1 protein-coding gene and 1 pseudogene are annotated in these 975 nt (G+C 42.7%); both read left to right on the top strand.

From position 1 onward, the window contains the following. Positions 1-132, top strand: a pseudogene (locus tag R7Z50_RS25120) (lipopolysaccharide heptosyltransferase II); the annotation flags it as partial. Continuing rightward, positions 126-975: lipid IV(A) 3-deoxy-D-manno-octulosonic acid transferase (gene waaA, locus R7Z50_RS25125; RefSeq protein WP_318149439.1), on the top strand; the 850-nt coding region annotated here is incomplete at its 3' end. The pseudogene R7Z50_RS25120 and the gene waaA, both read left to right, overlap by 7 nt.

The raw sequence follows: 975 nt of genomic DNA on the forward strand, positions 1-975 counted from the left end.
GATATCGACTGCCGACCATGTTTCAAGCGTGAATGCCAAAACCAACATTTGAAATGCTTGACTGAGCTATCGCCAAAACAAGTCCTAGATAGCATCCAGAAACTCGAAGCCATTGCGACTAGTTCATGTTAATTCGAATTATTTATACGGCACTGTTAGCGCTTGCCTCACCATTTCTTTTATTGGGCTTATATAAAAGCAAACCCAATAAACCCAAATTTGGTGGGCGATGGAAAGAACACTTTGGAATAACCCCACAGTTAAAAACGCATCAGCGTCCAATTTGGATTCATGCTGTTTCTGTAGGCGAAAGCATCGCGGCAACACCTCTAATCAAGGAACTCAAACAGCAATATCCAGAGCAACCTATCGTTGTCACAACAACCACGAGCACTGGTGCGGAACAAATAGCCAAGTTGGGTGATTTAGTTGAACACCGCTATATGCCAATAGACTTTGGCTTTGCTGTAAAAAGCTTCCTAAAGGCAATACAGCCAGAGAAAATGCTGATTATAGAGACAGAACTGTGGCCAAATACGCTCCACGTCGTCAAACAAGCCAATGTTCCGATCACCGTAGTTAACGCTAGGCTATCAGAAAAATCCTGTCAAAATTACGCAAAAGTCCAATGGCTTTTTAACCAACTTCATCCATGCTTGACGCAAGTACTTTGTCAAACGGATTCTGATGCAGAGCGATTTGAACGCTTAGGCGTCAATAAAGAGAAGCTATCGGTCACGGGCTCGATTAAATTTGATATTCAAATTTCAGATCACGTGAAGCAACAAGGCAAAGCACTTCGAGCACAACTTGGAAAAGACCGCCCAGTATGGATTGCAGCGAGTACGCATAAAGGCGAGGATGAACAGGTATTAGAGGCACATAAACAGATTTTAGAATCTCATCCCAATGCTTTACTCATTTTAGTTCCTCGGCATCCGGAACGATTTGACGATGTTTTCGCTCTTTGTAAAA

It is taken from the genome of Vibrio sp. 1249-1 (assembly GCF_033340495.1).